Origin of the sequence: Lederbergia galactosidilytica, from assembly GCF_017873565.1 — a bacterium.
GTDB lineage: Bacteria > Bacillota > Bacilli > Bacillales > Bacillaceae_C > Lederbergia > Lederbergia galactosidilytica.
This window is the reverse complement of record NZ_JAGGKH010000043.1, coordinates 1-2,092: the sequence shown is the minus strand read 5'-3', so window position 1 is coordinate 2,092 and position 2,092 is coordinate 1. Positions and strand designations below refer to the sequence as shown.

Genomic DNA, 2,092 nt, shown 5'->3' with positions numbered 1-2,092 from the left:
CTACGCCTGTGGAGACTGTGTAAGACATATTGGCACAACCCCAGTATGCAATGGTTCATGAAACAGGAAGCCCCTTCTTCAAACAACCCGAAAGGGTGTTAAGGAGGGGTCATTCACAATAGAGGATGTTGAAAGAATGAACGGAGGTCATTATATGTTTGATCCAACCATATTTGAAAATTTAAAAGTGGCATTTGAAAATCACCTTTATGATTTGGATAATATTGATAAGAAGATCCTGATACAGAATAGAGAAGATCGTATGGATTTCGCGACTTTGGCAAGATGTTTATCCCTTGAATTCAGATTGAGAGACCAACCTAATGTCGCGGCGGTATTACAATTAGAGACTTTACTAGATGATTTGGCAGGGGAGATCTTGGAAATCCCTGAAGCTCAGCCTGGATGCTCTCTACTTTTACGATTTACAAAACCAGTAAGCGAACTGGAAGAACAATGTGAACAAATAAAACAAATACTATCCTCGATTTGGGAAGAAGATGTTCAGATAACACAAACATTAAGTTTTGAATACGGTCAAAAGTCAGGGTATATCAACAGGATTGAGGTTAAATTTAAGCCCAAGTTAACAGAAGAACATATGGAAGACATCGGGAGCTTTTTGAAATATGCTTTGAAATCACTAGAACTTTTAAATCGAATCTAAATGGATGAACTAAAAGCTAGAAACATACTTCGAAATATCGTTTATCTGTTACAATGAGGTGGAGGTGATCATATGGCGGAGCATCATTTTCATTTACAGGCGCAGTGGCCTGGTGGGAGAAATAGTGAAGGTTATATTGATGCAGGCAATTTGAAAACGAAAATATCCATTCCAGCCGAAATGGATGGACCAGGAAGCGGTACAAACCCTGACGAAATGCTATTAGGAGCTGCTGCTACTTGTTATTTAATCACATTAGCCGCGATGATCGAACGGGCGGATTTACCATTGAAGGAAATGGCTTTAGAATCAGAAGGAATTGTCGATGTGACGAATGGTGTTTTCACCTATAAAAAAATTATTCATCGACCATCGGTTACCTTGTCTGAAAATGCGGGAGAAAAAGCCTATGAACTTCTTGAGAGGCTTGTTCATAGGGCTGAGCAAACCTGCATGATCTCTAAAGCGATTAAAGGCAATGTGGAAGTAGCATTGGAAGCGAAGATTCACTGAAAAATAGAGGATCAATTAATGTTGATCCAAGTCCAATTTAACGCTGACAATAGGCAAGGATAGAGAAGATAACTTGTCATTTTTGTGGCAAAGTGGCGGAGTTATGTTAAAGGATTTTTATTCATTCCATATGAGTGAATAGAAGGGGAGTATGAACCCTAAGTGGCTTCGCTCATACTGCCTCATGTATAAAGGAAACCTGCTTTATCTTTTCTCATGCTTAGGTTGTGAGACATCTCCCATAGTTGTATTTTTGAATTTGTTAGATGTTTTTTCCTCCAATCTATGGTGGAAGAGGGCTTTTGTCCCTCATGTTGCTCTTTTAGTAATGGGTGAGCTAGTGGTTGTTTACTATTAGGGAAGAAAATAAATTGTTTGTGAAACTTTAATCTTTACTTAAACGTACAAAACCTATATAAGTCTATTCCATAATATATTACACTTAATGAAAATAACACAAAACGAGGTGATTCTTTTGTGGTGGGTTGTAGGAATTATGATTTTTTCTGTGCCAATTGTCGGTATTATTACGGATCATATTCAAAAGAGTGCAAAGATTAAAGGGCAATTTATTCAAGACCAGTTGGAGTTAGAAAAATTGAAGCATGAAAATTACTTATTAGAAACGGAAAAACTAAAACTTGAATTACAACAAATGCAATTAAAAGAGCCCAATGAAGATATCTATAAATTAAAGTAATGGCAAGGAAAACTCCTATTACAGAAAAATTGTGATATTTTCTAACAAATTTTCTGCAATAGGAGTTTTATTATGTGTGATGAGTTGGCTTTTCTTTAAATATGAGTAATCATAGAATTTTAGGTAGTGTCAAAAATTCTATGAAAACAAAAGCCTAAACGTAGCTCTACGGTCTAAATGTGGTGGTAAGCTACCGCAATCGCTCTTGACAA

Annotated in this window: 3 protein-coding genes; all 3 read left to right on the top strand. The window is 36.6% G+C overall.

The window, feature by feature from the left end; genetic code table 11:
• Positions 1-136 precede the first annotated feature (136 nt).
• On the top strand, positions 137-667 hold the full coding sequence (locus J2Z23_RS22045) for a hypothetical protein (RefSeq protein WP_238482898.1): 531 nt from the start codon (positions 137-139) through the stop codon (positions 665-667).
• A gap of 72 nt (positions 668-739) precedes the next feature.
• The gene (locus J2Z23_RS22040; protein WP_064467842.1) at positions 740-1,180 is read left to right on the top strand and encodes an OsmC family protein; all 441 of its coding nucleotides are present in this window, start codon (positions 740-742) and stop codon (positions 1,178-1,180) included.
• A gap of 445 nt (positions 1,181-1,625) precedes the next feature.
• Positions 1,626-1,880, top strand: a complete 255-nt coding sequence (locus tag J2Z23_RS22035; RefSeq protein WP_064467843.1) for a hypothetical protein — start codon at positions 1,626-1,628, stop codon at positions 1,878-1,880.
• Positions 1,881-2,092 lie beyond the last annotated feature (212 nt).

What these genes read in the sequence shown, in the direction of transcription:
- J2Z23_RS22035 (WP_064467843.1), top strand. Translation starts at nt 1,626, where the DNA reads ATGAAAATAACACAAAACGAGGTGATTCTTTTGTGGTGGGTTGTAGGA.
- J2Z23_RS22045 (WP_238482898.1), top strand. Translation starts at nt 137, where the DNA reads ATGAACGGAGGTCATTATATGTTTGATCCAACCATATTTGAAAATTTA.
- J2Z23_RS22040 (WP_064467842.1), top strand. Translation starts at nt 740, where the DNA reads ATGGCGGAGCATCATTTTCATTTACAGGCGCAGTGGCCTGGTGGGAGA.